The following is a 16429-nucleotide window of genomic DNA, read 5'->3' as shown; positions in this document are numbered from 1 at the left end:
CCCGCCAGGGCGGCCGGCTCAGCCGCCGCTCCCCGCGGCCGGGGCGGGCACGGCTTGCGCTGCGCCCGTCGCGTCGTCCAGCGCCGCGGCCAGCGACCGCACCGTCGGATGCCGCACGAGAGTGGCCGGCGACACCTCGGCGGCCGGCAGGGCCGAGCGGATCCGGGCGGCCAACTGCACCGCGAGCAGCGAATGACCGCCCAGTTCGAGGAAGTCGTCCACGGCGCCCACCCGGTCCAGCCCGAGCGCCGCCGCCCACACCTGCGCCAGCACCCGTTCGGTACCCGGGGCGGGCTCCTCGTAGGGCACGGACAGCTCACGCCGCGGATGGCGCGGCGTGTCCGGCTCGCGCGGCGCGGCGGTGCCGGTCACCCAGCGGGTCAGCCGTGGCTCCAGCGGACCGGTGGAGACCACGACCCGCGCCAGACGGTCCCGTTCGGCCGCGACCCGCTCGAAGACCACCGCGCCGTCTCCCGGAGCGATCTCGTACCCCGCGGGGGCGCTGCCGTCCCCACTCCAGGCGTCCCAGTCGATCGCCGTCCAGCCGCCCGCCCCGCGCAGCCGGGCCCGCAGGGCGAACGCGTCGAGCGCCGCGCCGCAGACCGCCCGCGCCCCCTGCCCCGGCCCGCCCAGCACGGACGTCAGGGACGAGAAGGCGATCCGGAAGCCGAACGCCTCGTCGCCGAGCGCCTCCTGGAGCGCGTGGAAGCCGCCCACCCGCGCGGACTCCAGCGCCTCGGGGCCGTCCGCGTCCGCCGCGTGCACCACGACGTCCAGGCCCCCGAACCGGTCGCGCGCCGCGTGCACCACGGCGCGCAGCGCGTCCGGGTCCGCCGGGCAGGCGGTCATCGCGAGCACGGCGGCGGCACCCCGGCGCTCCAGGTCCGCCACCTCGCGCGCGCACCGCGAGGCCTCCTCGGCGCCGGACGGATCGCGGTGCCCCGGCGGCGGCAGCGGCACGGTCGTGGTCAGGGCCAGACGGCATCCGTACGCCTGCGCCAAGTGCCGCGCGACCGCCAGGCCCGCGCCCTCCAGGCCACCGGTGACCAGCACGCGGTCCCCGGCGCGCAGGGCGGGCACGGGCGCCGTGCCGACCTCCAGCCGTTCGTAGCGCGGCTCCCACACCGCCCCGCCGCGCACCGCGACCGGGCCCGGCCGGCCGCGTACCACCGCGGCGAGCGCCCAGCCGGCCGCCCGCTCGGCCGCCGTGCGCCCCGCTCGGCCTTCCGCCGCCGCCGGCACGGCCTGCGGGTCGAGGTCGACGTGACGGCAGTCGAGCGCGGCGTGCTCCTGCGCCAGGACCGGCGCGAGCCCTGCGAGCCCGGCGTGCTCCGGGTGCCGCAGGTCCGCGCCGCTCACCGCGGTCGCGCCCGCGGTAAGCAACACCAGCCGTGTGGGCGGCAGTTCGGGGTCGTGGGCCAGCGCCTCGGCCAGCGCGGACACCGACCGCGTACCGCGCGACCGTTCGGCCGCGAAGTGTGCCGCGCCCTCGCCGACGGGTGTGGCCAAGGCGAAGGCGTGCACCACGGTGCGCGGTGCAACCACCAACCCGCCCAGCGCCCGCGCCAGATCGTCCACCGAGTCAGGGCGCACGGTGACCTCGCCCGCCGCGCCGACGCCGAACCCCGACCCGGCGCGTACGGTCACCACCTCGGCGCCCGCCCGCAGCAGCCGTCCGGCCAGCGCTTCGCCGCGTTCCTCGGCGGCCAGCACCAGCCACGGGCCTGTGGCACGCAGCCGCTCGTCCAGGTCGCCCGCCTCCGGCGGCAGTTGGTGCCAGACGGGGACGTGCGTCCAGTGCGCGGGATCCGCGTACCGGCCCTCCGCGACCGGCGCGCCGGAGGCGGCCGGGCGCGGCGCCAGCCAGTGCCGGGAGCGGCGGAAGGGGTAGGTCGGCAGCGTCACGCGCCGCCCGAGACCGCCGTGCAGCGCGCCCCAGTCCACGCGCGCCCCGGCCAGCCACAGCCTGCCGACCAACCCGGCCAGCCACACCGCCGCGTCGTCACCGCACGCGGTCGGGCCGTCCGGGGCCACCGTCACCACCAGCGCGTCACCGCCGTCCGCCTCCCGCGCGCCGGCCACCCGTACGCCCACCTCGCGCAGGCCCTGCGTCAGGACCCCGAGCACCGCGTCCGGGTCCTCGCCACGCACCGAGGCGCCGGGCAGCGTACGGGCCGCCGCCTCGCCGAGCGCGGCCCACCACGCGGACGGCGCACCGTCCCCCGCGACCAGGACCACCGACGGATTCTGCCGGGCCGTCACCCCGTCGATCCAGCGCGACGGATCGCGCAGCGCCGCCACCGCGTCCGCCGGGTCGCGGCAGACCACGCACCGCCGGGCGGCGAAGTGGCCGCGCGAGACCTGGAGGGTGTACGCCACGTCCGCCAGGTCGTCCGGCGCGCCCGAGGGGCAGGCGGCGGTCCCGGCGGGCTCCCGGCGCTCCAGGTGCGCCGCCAGCCGTTCCGCCACCGCGTCCAGCGTGCCGGGCTCGGCGGCGGAGAAGACCAGCAGGTGCGGTCCGGGCCGCGGCGGACGTTCGGCGCGGGGCGGGGCCTCCTCTACGACGACGTGGGCGTTGGTGCCGCCCAGGCCGAAGGCACTCACCCCGGCGCGGCGCGGCTCGGGTCCTTCGGGCCAGGGCCGGTCGGCGGTCAGCACCGTGAACCGGTCGGCGGCGGAGGCCAGGACGGGGTTGGGCCGCTCGAAGTTCGCGGTGGCGGGCAGCACGTGATGGCGTACGTTGAGCGCCGCCCGCATCAGCCCGGTGACCCCGGCGGCCCGGTCGAGGTGGCCGACCCGCGGCTTGACCGAGCTGAGCACGCAAGGGCGCCGCCCCGCGCGCTGGAAGACCCGGGCGAGCGCGGCCACCTCGATGGAGTCGCCCAGCGGCGTGCCGTTGGCGTGGCACTCGACGTAGCCCACGGACTCCGCCTTGACGTCGGCGACGGCGAGGGCGGTCTCGATGACCGCCGCCTGCCCGTCGACCCCCGGGGCCGCGTAACCGGCCCGCTGCGCACCGTCGTTGGTGACCGCGGAGCCGATGAGCACCGCGTGCACCACGTCACCGTCGGCGAGCGCGTCCGTCATCCGCTTCAGCGTCACCACGCCGACCCCGGAACCGGTGACGGTGCCGTCGGCCGCGGCGTCGAAGGTCCGCACGCGCCCCGTCGGCGAGCTGATCCCGCCCTCGTGGTGCAGGTAGCCGGCCGGCTGCGGCAGTGGCAGGCACGCACCGCCCGCCAGCGCCATGTCGCACTCGAACGTCAGCAGGCTCTGCACGGCCAGGTGCACCGCGACCAGTGACGTCGAGCAGAACGTCTGCACGCTCAGGCTCGGCCCGCGCAGCCCCAGCTTGTACGCCACCAGCGAGGTCAGCGAGTCGCGCTCGTCGCCCACCGCCAGCAGCATCCCGCCGCCCGGCTCGTCCGCCACGTGCGCGGCGTTGGACAGCAGGTAGTCGGGGAACGCGCTGCCGCCGAACACCCCGACCCGGCCGGGCGGCCCGACCGGCGGGTAGCCCGCGGCCTCCAGCGCCTCCCAGCAGCACTCCAGGAAGAGCCGGTGCTGCGGCTCCATCGTCTCCGCCTCGCGCGGGGAGAAGCCGAACGCCGCCGCGTCGAAGGACTCCAGCCCCTCGACCGGGCCGCCCACCCGCACGTAACGGGGGTCGGCGCGGCGTGCGGGGTCCACGCCCGCCGCGTCCAGTTCCGCGTCCGTGATCTCCCGCAGCCCCGGCACTCCGTCGAGCAGGTTGCGCCACAGGCCGTCCACGTCAGCGGCGCCCGGGAAGCGGCCGGCCATGCCGACGATCGCCACCGCCGACTCGTACCGCGACTCCAGGCCCGGGTCCTCGCCGATGCCCCCGTGGGGCTCAGGCACGCTGTCCATGAGGTCCTCTCACTCTCTCGCTCACAGCAGGTGGCTGCGGCCCCAGCCGCGGGCCAGCCGGTACGTGGCAACGGCGCCGCCGGCGAGTGCGATGGCCAGGCAGACCAGCGCCGGTCGCAGCATCGCGCCGGCGTCGCCGGCGATGGCGGCGTGCAGCATCGACATCGCCCAGTAGCCGGGCGAGCAGGGCGCGACGTCCCGGGCCCACCGCGGCATCAGGCTCACCGGCACCAGCGCCCCGCCGATGGCGCTGACCAGCATCGCGCCCAGGTCCGTCACCATGCCCAGGTCGCCCCGGCTGCGTACCAGCGTGGCCAGCGCCGCGCCGAGCGAGAGCAGGGTGACGCCCCAGATCGCGATCGCCAGCAGGAGCAGGGCCGCGTCGACGGGCACGGCCATGCCGATCACGACGCAGCCGAAGCACAGCAGCACCGTCTGCTGGAGCACCAGGATGACCAGCGCCGGGACGGTCTTGCCCAGCAGCAGTTCGGCGCGGGCCGCGCGGCTGGCGCGCAGCCGGTCCCAGGTCCGCCACTCGCGTTCGACCATGATGGAGTTGCCGACGATGGCGAGCGCGAACACCGAGAACATCACCAGCGGCCCGGTGACCGCCTGGAGGGTGCCGGTGTCCAGCGACTTCACGTACAGCGGCTTGAAGACCACCATCAGCAGCATCGGCATCACGATGTAACTGATCATCTGGCCCGGGTCGCGCAACCGCAGCAGGGCGTTGTGGCGGATCAACAGGCCGGTGCGGCGCAGGGATTCAGTCGGCATCGGTGACCGCCAGGGCTCGGTAGAGGTCGTCCAGGTCGGGGTTGCGCACGTCCACCTTCGCCACCGGCCGGGTGGCCTCGGCCAGCAGCCTGGCCAGGGCGGCGGTCGGATCGGTGGTGGAGACCCGCACCTGGCTGTCGTCGTCGAAGGAGACCCGCACCTCGCCGGGCAGGCCCTCCAGCAGCTGAGCGCTGGTGCCCCGGGCGATGACCCGGCCGCGCCGGGCCACCGCGATCGTGGCCCGCAGTTCGGTGAGTTCCGTGAGGTAGTGCGTGGTGTAGACGACGGCCGCGCCCTGGGAGGCGCGTTGCCTGACGGTGTCGAGCAGCGCCTGCCGCGTCTCGGGGTCGGCGCCCGCCGTCGGCTCGTCGAGCAGCAGCAGCTTCGGGCGGTGGATCAACGCCACCGCCGCCTGGGCCCGCCGCTGCTGGCCGCCGGAGAGCACCCCGGCCGGGCGGTCGAGGAACTCCGTCAGCCGCAGCGCCGCCGCCAACTCCTCGATCTCCTCGCCCAGCCGCGCCTTGCGCAGTCCCGACAGACCGCCGAAGAGCCGCAGGTGCTCGCGCACCGTGATCGGCGGATAGAGGGCGAGGTGCTGCGGCGAGACGCCGATCAGCTCGCGAGCCCTGGCCGGTTCGCGGCCGGTGACCGCGACGGTGCCGCCGTCCTGCCGGATCAGACCCGAGACGATCTCCACGAACGTCGTCTTGCCGGCGCCGTTGTGGCCCACCAGGCCGACGATCTCCCCGGCGCGCACGGTCAGTTCGAAGCCGTCCAGCGCGCGCACGTCCCCGTAGCGCTTGTGCAGGCCGCGCACGTCGAGCACGACCGGGCCGAAAGTGTCCGGCCCTTGGTCCCGTTCCGGTTCCGGAGGCTCCTGGGTCGCCCGCCGGGCGCCCGCGGCGGCGGTCGGTGAGATGGTCAACGGTCCTCCCGGGACTCGATACGGTGCCGGCTCGGGGCGTTCCCGGCCGGGCGGTGGATGTGGCGGACGGGGGCGCGTCGCTCGCCCGCGCCCTGCTGGTCGCCGTGCGCCGCGTCGAAGGCCTGCGCGGTCGCGCCCGCCAGGCCGTAGCGGCGCTGCCGCGCGGGCCCCGACCAGCGGCCGGAGGCGGCGACCGGGCTCACCGGGGCCGCGCCCGGCACGGCCGGGCGGTGGGCGGCGCGCGGACCGCGTTCCCGCGCCAGCCGCTCCAGGGCCGCCGACGCCAGGGACCGCCAGTGCGCCGCGCCCAGTTGCTCGAAGGCGGCGAGCGCCGCGCGCAGGCGGGCGGTCGCCTGGTCCCAGCGGCGCTCGTTGAGGTCGAGGACGCCCAGCGAGTGCAGCAGCGCCGCCTCGCCCAGCCGGTCACGGGTGCGGCGGGCCGCCCACAGTGCGGTGGCGTGGCTCTCCCGCCAGTCCTCCCAACGCTGTTGGGGCTCCGCGAGCGCCCCGATGGCCAGCGCCAGGTGCCAGCAGTGGGCGGTCTCACCCGCCTTCGCGGCCTCCCGCACCGCGCCCGTCAGCGCCCCGCGCTCCTGTACGTACCAGCCCGCCGGGTCGGCGGCGACCTCGTCGACCACCGACCGCTCCAGGCGCGAGCGGGTCGGGTCGCCGTGCTCGGCGAGCGGGACGCCGCCCAGGCGCAGCACCGCCTCGTCCGCCAGCGCCAGCCAGGCGCCCAGCATCCGCCGCCGCGCCGCGGGCCAGGCCTCGGGCGCCTGGTCCGCCAGACGTTCGGCCGCGAACAGCCGTACCAGGCCGCGCAGCCGGTAGCGAGCCGTTCCCCGGTCGCCGTCGATGACGTCCACCAGCCGGGCGTCCACCAGCGCCTCCAGCACGTCGCAGGCGGTGCCCGGGTCGACGTCCAGCAGCGGGGCGGCCGTCCACGCGGCGAAGTCCGCCCGGGGGAGTCCGCTCAGCCGGGCGAACAACACCCGTGCCAGGGACGGCAGCCGGTCGTGCGCGGCGGTCAGGGGGGCGCGGACGTCCAGGCCCTCGCAGGACAGCTCGTCCAGGCGCCGCGTCTCGTCGCGCAGCCGGTCGGTCAGCCGGCCCACGCTCCAGTGCGGCCGGGCCGACAGCCGCGCCGCCGCGATCCGCAGCGCCAGCGGCAGTCCGTCGCACAACTCGACCAGGTCGATCGCCTCGCTCGGCTCGGCCGCGATCCGGTCCGCGCCCGCCATCGCGGCCAGCATCTCCACGCCCTCGTGGGCGCTGGGCACGTCCAGTTCGACCACGGCGGTGCCCGCGGGGCCCGACAGCCTCGCGCGACTGGTCACCAGCAGGCGGCAGGTGGGCGTGCCGGGTACCAGCGCCCGCAGCTGGTCCGCGTCGGCCACGTTCTCGACCACGATCAGGGCGCGGCGCTTGGCGATGGCGCTGCGGTACAGCGCGGCCCTGCTGTCCAGACCCTCGGGGATCGCGGCACCCGTGAAACCCAGCGCCCGCAGGAACCGCTCCAGCACCTCCGCGACCGGCTCGGGACCGGCCGTCTTGTGCGGCAGCTCCGCGTACAGCTGGCCGTCGGGGAAGGCGGCGGCCAGTTCGTGCGCGGTCTCGGCGGCGAACACCGACTTGCCGACGCCCGCCCGGCCGCTCACCACCGCGACCCGGATCGGCTCCCGGTCCGCCCCGGACTCCACGTGGCCCGCCGCGTCGGCGGCCATCGGGTCCCCGGCGGGCGCCGTGCCCGCGAGACGTCGGCACAGCCGTTCCAACGCGGCGCGGTCACCGGTGAAGTGCGCGACGCGGGCAGGCAGCATGCGCGGGACCGGCATCGTCGCCACCGGCGCGGGGGCCGCGGGGGAGCCCGCGGGGTCCAGGTCGGCGGAGCCGTTGAGGATCGCCAGGTGCAACCGGTGCAGCGCGGGCGAGGGCTCCAGGCCCAGCTCCTCCACGAACGTGCGGCGGACCGCGCGGTACGCGCCGAGCGCCTCCGCCTGCCGCCCGCACCGGTACAACGCCAGCATCAACTGCCCCGCCGGACGCTCGCGCAGCGGGAACTCCGAGACCAGGGCCCTGATCTCGCCCAGCACCTCGTGGTGCAGCCCGATCCGCAGCTCCACGTCGAGGCACTCCTCCAGCACCTCGAAGCGGCGCTCGGCGACCCCGACCAGCTTGGCCTGCACCACGTCGCTGTCCGCCCCCGGCAGCGGCTCGCCGCTCCACAGCCCAAGCGCCTCGCGGAACGCGGCCCGGGCCGCGACCGGGTGCCCGTCGGCCAGCGCCTGGCGGCCACGGGCCACCAGGTCGTCGAAGTGGTGCAGATCCAGCTCCCCGTGGGCCAGATCGATGGTGTATCCGAGCCCCTGCATCCGGATGCGGTTGCCGAGTCCGGCTCGCTCCAGGCCGCGCCGCAGCGCGGAGACGGCCGTCTGGATCTGCGCCCGGGCGGTGGTGGGCGGGGTGCTGCCCCACACCGCGTGCACCATCGTCTCCAGCCGCACCGGGCGGTTGTCCCCGAGCAGCAGCAGTGCGAGCACGATCTGCTGGCGGCGGGCGGTGACGGCCACCGGCCGGGGCCCGCGCACCTCCAGCGCGCCGAGCACGCGGAACATCGGTTCGCCGTCGGCGCGTTCGGCAGTCGCGCCGCCGGGAGGGGTTCTTCGCGCGGGGCCCGCCCCGACGGGGGCGCCGGGGCCTGAGGGGGGCGGTGCGGTGTCGATCGCCATGTGCGTTCACCTTCCTGCTGTGTCGTGCCGGGGGACGCCGCGTTCACGGGCGGGGAGGGGGTGACGTGCGGGGGTGCGCTCTCAACGGATGGACGCGCGGGCGGCGTCCGGGGATCACCCGGCTCGCGTCAGACCAGGAGTTCGCGTGGCGCGGGGTGGCCGAGGAACGCGGTCGGGCTCGCCGTCAGTCCGTACGCGCCGGCCTGGAAGACGGCGACGAGGTCGCCGACCTGCGCGATCGGCAGGTGCACCGCCTTGCCCAGCAGATCCAGCGGGGTGCACAGGCAGCCGACGACATCGACCGTCTCGGTGCCCCGGGGCGCGCCGGGGGCGCGGTGGGCGACGGCCATCGGGTAGTTGCGGCGGATGGCGCTGCCGAAGTTGCCGGTGGCGGCGAGCTGGTGGTGCAGTCCGCCGTCGACCACCAGGAACGTGGTGCCGCGCGACTCCTTGCGGTCGACGACGCGGGTCAGGTAGACGCCCGCCTCGCCGACGAGATGGCGGCCGAGTTCGATCACCACGCGGGCCTGCGGGAGCCGCGGGCGGATCGCGTTCTCCAGCAGCCCGGCCAGGTTCTCGCCGATCGGCGCCAGGTCCAGTGGCCGGTCGCGGCGCGCGTAGGGGATGCCGAAGCCGCCGCCGAGGTTGAGGTAGCGCACCGGCGCGGGCGCGAACGCGGCCAGCCGCAGCACCAGTTCGACGGTGGCCCGCTGGGCGGCGCGGATGCTGTCGGCGTCGAGGTTCTGGGAGCCGGCGAAGACGTGGAAGCCCAGGAAGTCCACCTCGGCCGCGGGCATCCGGCCCAGCAGCTCGGGCACCCGCTCGGCGTCCACGCCGAACTGCTGCGGCCCGCCGCCCAGCCGCATCCCCGAACCCCGCACCGCGAACGGCGGATTGACCCGCAGCGCGACCCGGGCCCGTACACCGAGCCGGCCCGCCGCCTCCCGTACCCGTTCCAGCTCCAGGGCCGACTCCAGCTCCACGGTGACGCCCGCCGCGATCGCCTGCGTCAGCTCCCCGGTCGTCTTGCCGGGCCCGGCGAAGCTGATCCGGGAGGCGGGCACGGTGGTGTCGAGCGCCCGCAGCAACTCCCCACCGGACGCCACGTCCAGGCCGTCGACCAGCCCGGCCAGATGCGCCAGCAGCGCGGGCATGGGATTGGCCTTCACCGCGTAGCTCAGCTCCACGCCCTCAGGGAGCCCGGCCCGCACCCGCGCCACCCGGCGGGAGACCAGCGCGCGGTCGTAGGCGAACAAGGGGGTGGACCCGGCGCGCGCCGCCAGCAGATCGGCCCGCACACCGCCGACGGTGAGCGTGTCGCCGTCGAAGGGGAACGCGGTGGGATCGGGGTGGGGGAACGCCGTCCCGGTGACCGGGGCCGCGACGTGCGTCATCGTCGCCCGACCCGCCGCCATCAGCCCTCCTCCAGCGTCCGCCGCAGCCCGGCCCGGTCGAACTTGCCGTTCACCGACCGCGGCAGCCGGTCCAGCACCACCGTGCGGCGCGGCAGCATGAACGCGGGCAGGTCGGCGGCGAGCGCCCGTTGCAGCATCGCGGTGTCGCAGGGACCGGATACCACCAGGACGACGTGCTGGCCGAGCCGTTCGTCCGGCAGGCCCAGCGCCACCGCCTCCGTCACCAGACCGGTGGCGTACACCGCCTCCTCGACGTCGGTCGGACTGATCCGGTAGCCGGAGGACTTGATCATCTCGTCGGAGCGCCCCACGAAGTACAGGTAGCCCTCCTCGTCGCGGTAGACGGTGTCCCCGGACCACACCGCGATCTCGCGCGGCGACCCGCCCCACGCCGCGTCCACGCCCGGCGGGCGGTGTCCGTCGGCGGCCGGGACCGGACGGAAGCGCTCGGCCGTGCGCTCCGGGTCGTTCCAGTACCCCAGCGACACCAGTGCCCCGCGGTGCACCAGCTCACCGTGCTCGCCCGGCCCGCACGGGGTGCCGTCCGGACGGACCACCAGGACCTCCGCGTTGGGGATCGCCCGGCCGATGGAGTCCGGCCTGCGGTCGACCTGGGCCGGGTCGAGATAGGTGGAGCGGAACGCCTCCGTCAGCCCGTACATCAGGTACGGCGCCGCCTTCGGGAACAGCTCCCGCAGCCGGTCCAGGGTGGCCCGGGGCATGCGGCCGCCGGTGTTGGCGAAGTAGCGCAGCCGCGCGGTCGCCTCCGTCGGCCAGCGCTGGCCGGACAGCTGCGTCCACAGCGGCGGCACGCAGGTCAGGCCGGTCACCTGGTGGCGTGCGCACAGCCGCACCACGTCGGCGGGGACCAGGTAGTTGGTGAGCACCACGTGGGCGCCGGCCGCCAGCGCCGTCGTCAACTGGCTGAACCCCGCGTCGAAGCTGAGCGGCAGCGCGGCCAGGACGGTGTCGTCCGCCGTGTGCCCGAGATAGCCCGCCACGCTGTCGGCACCGGCGACCAGGTTGCGGTGCGAGAGCATCACGCCCTTCGGCGCGCCGGTGCTGCCGGAGGTGTAGAAGATGGCCGCCAGGTCCGCGTCCACCACCGCCTCCGCGCCCGGCACCGGGCCGCGGCCGCCACCGGTCAGCGTCTCCCAGCCGACCGTCCGCCACGGCAGGCCCTCCGAGGCGACCGCGCAGGTGCCCCCGGCGACCACCACGTCCCGCACCGACGTGGTGGCGGGCAGGGCGGCGCGCACGGTCTCGTACCGCTCCGCCGTGGTCACCACCGCGACGGCCGCGCAGTCCGCCGTCACGTGCGCCAACTGCCGTGCCTTGAACAGCGGGTTGACGGGGACGAAGACCGCGCCGGCCGCCGAGGCGGCGAGCATCGCGACGACGGTCTCGACGCGCTTCTCGGCGTAGACCGCGATCCGGTCGCCGCGCCGCACCCCGAGCCGGTGCAGCCCGGTCGCCGCGGCGGCCACCTCTTCGGCCAGCGCCGCGTAGCCCACGGTGCGGGACTTGAAGGTGAGCGCGGGCCGGTCGGGGGCACCGCGCAGCACCAGCCGGTCCACCCTGGGCGCGAGCGCCTCGCGCTCCGGGCCGGGACCGCGGTTCGGGGCGGTCGGCGAGGCGGGTGACGGGGCGCTCGGTGGGGCGCCGACCACCACGTCAGTCATTGAGGGCCGCCTGGGGCACCACGAACTCCTCGACCGCCGCCCACAGCGCGCCCACGGTGGAGAAGGTCTCCTCGGTCAGCAACTCGTCCGACAGCTCCACGCCGAAGCCGTCCTCCAGGTCGGCGAGCAACTGCACGACGCCCATCGAGTCGAGCCCCAGGGCGGCCAGGTCGTCGTCCGCCCGCAGCTCGCCCCCCTCGGCGTACGGCAGGTGGGGCAGCAGGGCGTCCTGGAAGGAGCGCGGTATGTCCATGGTCATCTCGTGGGTCCCTGTCCGTCGCGTCGGGTCGGCGCGATCCGGCCACCGGGGGACCGCCGCGCCGGGCCGCCCCGAGTCCTTCGGGAACGGCTCGCTGTCGGCTACGAATTCACAACCTCGCGCTCTCAACGCACCATTGTTGCGCTCTCGCCCCAGCGCGAGCGCTCCGTCCGCACCGGCCGGCCGGTCGCTTCCGAAGGCTCCACCGGGACTCCGGCGCGGGCCGTCGATAGCGCATCGATAGCGCGGCGGTCCCCGGGACGTCGGACCGCGCAGCGCGGCGGGCTCGCGGTGATGGCGGACCCCAGCACCATGGGCCGTGTTCGCACCACGGCAGCTTGGCATTCCACAGGGGAGGCAGCCCATGACCAGCGCGAGCGCGCCGGTGCCGCAGGAGGCACGGGACTTCGGGACGGCGACGATCGACGGCGGCCCGGACGACGGACCAGTCGCCGCCGTCTACCGTTACGCGGCCCGGCGGGGAGCACTGGACACCGCCGCCTTCGGCATCGCGGCCGAGGAGTTGGGCCTGACCGTGCCGGAGGTCTTCTGCGCGGCAACCCGGCTGGTCGAGCTGCGTCTGCTGCGGACCCAGGAGGGCCACGACGACGGCGGTGTGCTGCTCCCGCTGGACTCGCGCTCGGCCGCGGCCCTGCTGGTCTCCCCGATCGAACGGGCCATCTTCCAGCAGCGCGAACTCGCCGACCGGCTGCGGGACCGGATCGCGTCCATCGCGGGAACGCCCGAGGGCGCGCCCGGCGCGGCGGACGCCGTCGAGGGGGCTGCCGAGATCCGCGGCATGCTGAAGCTGGCCGCCGGCGCCTGCCGAGTCGAGGCCGCGATGCTGCGCCCTGGGCACGGCGACGACCCGGTGGTGGACGAGGTGTTCGACGCCTGCCACGGCTCGCTGGATCCCCGGGTGGGCGTAAGGGTCGTCGCGCCGCACCGCGACCGGGCCGACTTCGCCTCGCGGGCCCGCGTCAGGCGGACGGCCGAGAGCGGCGCGCGGGTGCGGACCCTGCAACGCGTGCCGCAGACCGCCGTGGTCTTCGACCGTTCGCTCGCGGTACTGGTCACGCTGCCGGAGGGCGACGGGGTGCCGACCGCCCGCCAGGTGACCGACCCCGGTGTGGTGGCCTTCGTGATGGACGTCTTCGAGCTGCTGTGGGAGGGCGCCACGCCGTTCAGCGCCCAGGAGCAGGGCTACGACGAGGGAATCGCCGACGACCTCCAGCAGTCGATCGCCCGGCTGATGGCTCAGGGGCTCACCGACGAGGTGGTCGCCCGGCGGTTGGGGATGTCGGTACGCACCTGCCGCCGCCACATCGCGGCCCTGCTGCGCAACCTCGACTCCGTCAGCCGCTTCCAGGCCGGCGTGCAGGCGGCACAGCGGCTCGTGGCGGTGGTGGCCTGAGGCGTTCCGGCGCGGGGGACACGGTGGGAGGGTGCCGGGCCGGCCGCCCGGCACCCTCCCACCGTCACAAGCCCTCGTCACCCCACCGGGACCATCCGCCGGGCCAGCGCCGTAAGCGGCCGGGCGCCGGTGAAGTCGGACAGCTCCAGGCCCGTCCAGCCCGCGGCGCGCAGTTGTGCCGCCACCTGTGGCAGCCGCAGCACCCGTCCGCCGGCCCCGGTGTATCCGCGGCCCGCGTCCACCGACGCCAGCTTGTTGACACGCGCCACGACACCGGTGAGCGCGGCCAGCCGGGCGGGATCGTCCGGGCACTCCGCGGGTTCGGTCCGCGCCACGCCGCGGTCCGGCGCGGGCGGGAACCCGGGCAGCGCCGTCATCGCGGCGAAGCCGAGGTCGGCCGTCCCGTCCCGGTGCGCGTGGAGCAGCCGGGCGTAGCCGCGCAGGAAGCGTTCGGCGTCGGGGGCGTCCATCACCTCGGCCAGGCATTCCAGCGCCACGGTGACGCCGTCGTCCCACTCGTGGACGCGCAGGTAGGCGTCGGTGGCCGACCGCGCCCACGCCACCGGTTCGGCGTTGCGCACCAGCCGTTCCCTGCGGCTGCCGCACGAACGCCCGGCGTGCGTGAGGAAGTTGACCTCGGGCGCGGCCCGCAGAGTCCGCCCGCGCCGCTCGCCCTCCAGCGCCAGCGCCTCGACCACCTCGTCGTACGCCGCGTAGGCGTGCTCCTGGGCGAGCCGGGCCCGTTCGGCGACCCGGCGCACCACCTCCGAGAAGCGCGGCGCCCCGCCGAGGTCGACGCACACGAGCGCGGGGGAGAACATGCACGTCAGCGCCGACGTCCTCGGCCCGGCGCCGCGATGGCTGGTGAGTTGGCGCAGCGCGATCCGCTCCTCGCCGCAGTACGCCGCCATGGTGACCGCGTACGCCGCCAGGTGCACCGCCGACGGCCACACCGCGTACCGTCCGGCGATCTCCCGTACGGCGGGCAGCAGTTCGGGCGAGGTCAGGGAGACGCCGTACGCCAACGGTTCACCGGACTCCGCCCGGCCGGCGGAGTCCATCGGCCGGCCTCCCGCGCCGGGCGGCACGCGGCGGCGGGCGAACTGGTCGGCCGGGAGCCTGCCGGCCTCCTCGCGCCAGTGCCGCAGGGCCCCTTCGCGTTCCGCCGCCGGGCGGGCCGCCTCCAGGGCCGCCAGGTCGGCGGGCTGGTGGGCGACCGCGGGCAGCCGCGCCGGGCGGCCCGCGACGGCGGCGGTCAGCAGCTCTTCGAACTCGCCCTTGAAGGCCTCAAGGCTGCCGTCGTCGAACGCGACGTGGTTGAAGACCACGACCAGCCGCACCGGCACGCCCCCGGTGGTCACCGCGCACGCGCGCATCGGCCACTCGGCCGCCATGTCGAACTCGGCGCCGGCCAGCTCGGCCACCACCGCGGCCGGCCCCGCGGTGCCGTCCGCCTCGGTGCTCGCCACCCGCAGCGGCAACGGGCCCGGCGGCTGCACCCGTTGGAGCGGCCACGGCAGCGCGTCGGCGTCGTAGACCGTGCGCAGCGTCTCGTGCCGCAGCACCAGGTGGTCCAGGACCGCCCGCAGCCGCGCCATCGACAGCCGCTCGGGCAGCGGGCAGTTGGCGACGATGTGCGCGTCGTGCCGGGCCCCGGGCGGCACCTGGTGGTAGCGCAGCCAGTGGTAGCGCTGCCCCCAGCACAGCTCGGAACTCCTCACCTCGGGCATCCCGCCCCTCCCTCCGGTCCGCGGTCACGTACGAGCATCGCGCCCGAACGGAAAAGGGCGCAGTGTTTCGCGATGGCACAATGCGGGCGGTCAGAAGCTGACACCGGGAACGGCCTCGTAAAACCGTGCACCGGGTTGACGCGGCATTCGCCCGTCCGTGAATCTCCTGGGGTCGGAGAAATTCGGGTCCGGCTCCCGCGACTCCGGCCGGAGTTCGGGACACGTGTCGACGACCAGGAGTGGTTCATGTCGAAGATCGCCGCCAAGGAAGCCAGCAAGATCGCGTCCAAGGTCGCCGCCAAGTCGGCGAGCAAGTCCGCCTCGAAGGTCGCCTCGAAGGCCGCGAGCAAGGCCGCCTCCAAGGTGGCTTCGAAGGTGGCCGTGAAGGAGGCTTCCAAGGTCGCGTCCAAGGCGGCCTCCAAGGCCGCGTCGAAGGTGGCGTCCAAGGTCGCCGCCAAGTCGGCCTCCAAGGTCGCGTCGAAGGCCGCCGCCAAGAGCGCGTCCAAGGTCGCCTCGAAGGTCGCCTGATTCACCGTCGGTGTGGCGCCGGACCGCGAGCGCCAGAACGCGCGGCCGGCGCCACACCGAAATTCGGAATTCACGAGGAAGGACTCGTCCGATGGAACGCGCGGAAGTCATCGAGCACCTGCGGAATTCACTTTCCGTGGTGCTGGATCGGCCACTGCCGGAGTTCAATGCGGAAACGCGGATCCTGGAGGACCTGGGGCTGGACTCCATGCGTTTCATCGAACTCCTCATGAGCCTCGAGGACACGATCGGCCTGGAGGTGGACCCGGAATCCCTCGAACCCGAGGTGTTCCGCGACGCCGGCTCCCTCGCCGACCACATCAGGACCCGGCTGGACCCGGCCCACGCCTCCGCCTGAGGCGCCTGGACCCGCGTCACGCCCCCTCACCAAGGACGGAGCCGACCATGCGCGACCCGATCGCACGATGCGAGACGACCGCCCACGCGGAAGGACTCGCGGCCGGTCTGACGCAGGCGCTCGCCGCCGCGCGGGACGGCGTCAGCCCCCCGGGCCGCGTCGCCGCGCTGCCCGCGGGCCGGGTCCCGCCCGGAGCCGCGGTGGTGCGCAACCGGCTCGCCGAGCGCGAGGGCATCGGCTGCTTCGTCTGGCCCGGCCGCGAGACCGAACGGCCGCACCACCTCCGGCCCGTCCGCCAGGCCGAACGAATCGACCACGACGGCGAGTCGGGCGGGGCCACGGCCGAGTTCGCCGTGCTGCTCGGCGCCGTCCGGCTCGGCGCGACCCGGCGGCTGCTCGAACACGCCGTCGGCCACCTGTCCGGCCGCACCGCCGGCGGCGAACCGACCATCCGCAAGCAGCTCGTCCTGGGCACCGTCGCCGACGTGATGACCGGCGTCGAAGCCGCCCGCCACGCCCTGCTGACCGGCGCGGGAGTGCCGGAAGCCGTGGCCGACACCCACGAACGGCTCACCGAACTGGACTGGGAGACCACCAAACTGCTCGGAGCCAGCGGCTACCTGGCCGACGGCCCGGCCCGCGCGGCCCACGTGTCCCGTCTGCTGGCCGACTGCTGGGTGGCCGCGCCGGGAGGCACCCCGTGACCGGCCCCGTACTGCGAGGA

General features: G+C 75.6%; 12 protein-coding genes. 4 read left to right on the top strand and 8 right to left on the bottom strand.

Annotated elements, in window-relative coordinates:
* Window positions 1-18: 18 nt before the first annotated feature.
* The 7 genes from CK485_RS06400 to CK485_RS06370 form a co-directional block, all read right to left on the bottom strand.
* A complete protein-coding gene (locus tag CK485_RS06400; protein ID WP_241968174.1) occupies window positions 19-3879 on the bottom strand; it encodes a beta-ketoacyl synthase N-terminal-like domain-containing protein in 3861 nt (1286 codons plus the stop codon).
* A 30-nt stretch (window positions 3880-3909) separates the two neighbouring features.
* Entirely contained in the window at window positions 3910-4665 is a 756-nt protein-coding gene (locus tag CK485_RS06395) for an ABC transporter permease (protein WP_109447886.1), read from the bottom strand.
* On the bottom strand, window positions 4655-5590 hold the full coding sequence (locus CK485_RS06390) for an ABC transporter ATP-binding protein (RefSeq protein WP_342673462.1): 936 nt from the start codon (window positions 5588-5590) through the stop codon (window positions 4655-4657). The genes CK485_RS06395 and CK485_RS06390 overlap by 11 nt, the downstream gene beginning before the upstream one ends.
* Window positions 5587-8319, bottom strand: coding sequence for a BTAD domain-containing putative transcriptional regulator (locus tag CK485_RS06385; RefSeq protein ID WP_109447884.1), 2733 nt, complete (start codon window positions 8317-8319; stop codon window positions 5587-5589). The genes CK485_RS06390 and CK485_RS06385 overlap by 4 nt, the downstream gene beginning before the upstream one ends.
* Before the next feature lie 128 nt (window positions 8320-8447).
* Window positions 8448-9734 carry a pyridoxal-dependent decarboxylase, exosortase A system-associated gene (locus CK485_RS06380; protein ID WP_199239256.1) on the bottom strand — a complete coding sequence of 429 codons (1287 nt, stop codon included), beginning with the start codon at window positions 9732-9734 and terminating at the stop codon, window positions 8448-8450.
* Window positions 9734-11416 carry an acyl-CoA ligase (AMP-forming), exosortase A system-associated gene (locus CK485_RS06375; RefSeq protein ID WP_109447882.1) on the bottom strand — a complete coding sequence of 561 codons (1683 nt, stop codon included), beginning with the start codon at window positions 11414-11416 and terminating at the stop codon, window positions 9734-9736. Before CK485_RS06375 ends, CK485_RS06380 begins: the two co-directional genes overlap by 1 nt.
* Complete coding sequence (locus tag CK485_RS06370; RefSeq protein WP_109447880.1) at window positions 11409-11675, bottom strand: phosphopantetheine-binding protein; 267 nt, start codon at window positions 11673-11675, stop codon at window positions 11409-11411. Before CK485_RS06370 ends, CK485_RS06375 begins: the two co-directional genes overlap by 8 nt.
* Window positions 11676-12039: 364 nt before the next feature.
* Here CK485_RS06370 and CK485_RS06365 point away from each other — a divergent pair, with 364 nt between their 5' ends.
* The gene (locus tag CK485_RS06365; protein ID WP_109447878.1) at window positions 12040-13089 is read left to right on the top strand and encodes a helix-turn-helix transcriptional regulator; all 1050 of its coding nucleotides are present in this window, start codon (window positions 12040-12042) and stop codon (window positions 13087-13089) included.
* A gap of 77 nt (window positions 13090-13166) precedes the next feature.
* Here CK485_RS06365 and CK485_RS06360 read toward each other — a convergent pair whose 3' ends face one another.
* Window positions 13167-14819 carry a condensation domain-containing protein gene (locus CK485_RS06360; RefSeq protein ID WP_109447876.1) on the bottom strand — a complete coding sequence of 551 codons (1653 nt, stop codon included), beginning with the start codon at window positions 14817-14819 and terminating at the stop codon, window positions 13167-13169.
* A 246-nt stretch (window positions 14820-15065) separates the two neighbouring features.
* Between CK485_RS06360 and CK485_RS06355 the strand changes: the two genes are divergently transcribed.
* The 3 genes from CK485_RS06355 to CK485_RS06345 all read left to right on the top strand — a co-directional run bounded on the left by CK485_RS06355 (window position 15066) and on the right by CK485_RS06345 (window position 16409).
* Complete coding sequence (locus CK485_RS06355; RefSeq protein ID WP_158288171.1) at window positions 15066-15347, top strand: hypothetical protein; 282 nt, start codon at window positions 15066-15068, stop codon at window positions 15345-15347.
* Between the two features lie 91 nt (window positions 15348-15438).
* Window positions 15439-15705, top strand: coding sequence for an acyl carrier protein (locus CK485_RS06350; protein WP_109448487.1), 267 nt, complete (start codon window positions 15439-15441; stop codon window positions 15703-15705).
* A gap of 47 nt (window positions 15706-15752) precedes the next feature.
* The gene (locus CK485_RS06345; RefSeq protein WP_109447874.1) at window positions 15753-16409 is read left to right on the top strand and encodes an acyl-CoA dehydrogenase family protein; all 657 of its coding nucleotides are present in this window, start codon (window positions 15753-15755) and stop codon (window positions 16407-16409) included.
* The last annotated feature ends 20 nt before the right edge of the window (window positions 16410-16429 follow it).

This window comes from Streptomyces sp. ICBB 8177, assembly GCF_003144095.1.
Classification (GTDB): domain Bacteria; phylum Actinomycetota; class Actinomycetes; order Streptomycetales; family Streptomycetaceae; genus Streptantibioticus_D.
The sequence above is the reverse complement of the archived record's forward strand: the minus strand, read 5'-3'. Positions and strand labels throughout refer to the sequence as shown.

What these genes read in the sequence shown, in the direction of transcription:
- CK485_RS06380 (WP_199239256.1), bottom strand. Translation starts at nt 9,734, where the DNA reads ATGGCGGCGGGTCGGGCGACGATGACGCACGTCGCGGCCCCGGTCACC.
- CK485_RS06345 (WP_109447874.1), top strand. Translation starts at nt 15,753, where the DNA reads ATGCGCGACCCGATCGCACGATGCGAGACGACCGCCCACGCGGAAGGA.
- CK485_RS06375 (WP_109447882.1), bottom strand. Translation starts at nt 11,416, where the DNA reads ATGACTGACGTGGTGGTCGGCGCCCCACCGAGCGCCCCGTCACCCGCC.
- CK485_RS06365 (WP_109447878.1), top strand. Translation starts at nt 12,040, where the DNA reads ATGACCAGCGCGAGCGCGCCGGTGCCGCAGGAGGCACGGGACTTCGGG.
- CK485_RS06350 (WP_109448487.1), top strand. Translation starts at nt 15,439, where the DNA reads ATGGAACGCGCGGAAGTCATCGAGCACCTGCGGAATTCACTTTCCGTG.
- CK485_RS06395 (WP_109447886.1), bottom strand. Translation starts at nt 4,665, where the DNA reads ATGCCGACTGAATCCCTGCGCCGCACCGGCCTGTTGATCCGCCACAAC.
- CK485_RS06370 (WP_109447880.1), bottom strand. Translation starts at nt 11,675, where the DNA reads ATGACCATGGACATACCGCGCTCCTTCCAGGACGCCCTGCTGCCCCAC.
- CK485_RS06385 (WP_109447884.1), bottom strand. Translation starts at nt 8,319, where the DNA reads ATGGCGATCGACACCGCACCGCCCCCCTCAGGCCCCGGCGCCCCCGTC.
- CK485_RS06355 (WP_158288171.1), top strand. Translation starts at nt 15,066, where the DNA reads ATGTCGAAGATCGCCGCCAAGGAAGCCAGCAAGATCGCGTCCAAGGTC.
- CK485_RS06360 (WP_109447876.1), bottom strand. Translation starts at nt 14,819, where the DNA reads ATGCCCGAGGTGAGGAGTTCCGAGCTGTGCTGGGGGCAGCGCTACCAC.